Here is a 742-nt window from a genome sequence, read left to right on the forward strand (position 1 = left end):
ATCGTAGAGCACGGGGTTCCCGCAGTTCAGGCACTGGGCGTTCTCGAAATAGATGCGATGGCCGCAATGCGGGCAGTCGAAGAGTTTCATGTTGGTCTCAATTCACCGGAGGTGACACAATGTTCACGGCGGCCCGTGCCCAACGCGAACAGCCGCGCGGTGTTCCACATTTTCCTGAAGCTATTTGGCCGCAAGCTGGGCGACAACCTGCCTTGCCACCGCCTCGCCCGACAGCCGTGCGCCGCCGCAGGTCTGGACCAGCGAGCCGGCCAGATGCTCGCCGGCGAAGAAGATCTTGTCGGCCACCGGCTGCATGAGTGCGGCGCGCGCCAGTGAACGGCCGGGGCGGGCCGCGGCATATGCGCCGCGCACGAAGCGCTCGCCGCCCCAATTGGTCATCATTGCGCGTCCGACATGCTTGCGCGTATCGCCGCCGAAGATGCCACACAGCCGGTCGACGACGAAGTCGATGCCGGCCGCCTCGCCGGCCGCCGACATTTCCCAGGCGAAATCGCCGCCGACGAAGCCGACCATCAAGTCAAGGTCGAACGGGAAGCAGAGGAAGTAGATGTCGTGCCTGGCCATCCGTTCGATCAGCAGGTCGTCGAAGGGCTGCAGCCCGAGCCTGGTGCCCGATATTTCGACTGGCAATTTGGTCAGCATGCCCATCGACAGGTCGAAGAAGGCGCCGAAATGCGTGTCGGGCAGGGCCGGCGAGAACGCGATCTCCTCGAAGGCGAGC

The 742-nt window shown here is 64.4% G+C and carries 2 protein-coding genes; both read right to left on the reverse strand.

Annotation, left to right across the window (positions count from 1 at the left end; genetic code table 11):
- The coding region (locus EN750_RS41585) for a zinc-ribbon domain-containing protein (protein WP_145968326.1) at positions 1-90 on the reverse strand (90 nt) is incomplete at its 3' end.
- 90 nt (positions 91-180) lie between these two features.
- On the reverse strand, positions 181-742 hold a 562-nt coding region (locus EN750_RS37265), incomplete at its 5' end, for an FAD-dependent oxidoreductase (RefSeq protein ID WP_145968327.1).

This window comes from Mesorhizobium sp. M7A.F.Ca.ET.027.03.2.1 (assembly GCF_003999175.1).
In the GTDB taxonomy this organism is placed as follows: Bacteria; Pseudomonadota; Alphaproteobacteria; order Rhizobiales; family Rhizobiaceae; genus Mesorhizobium.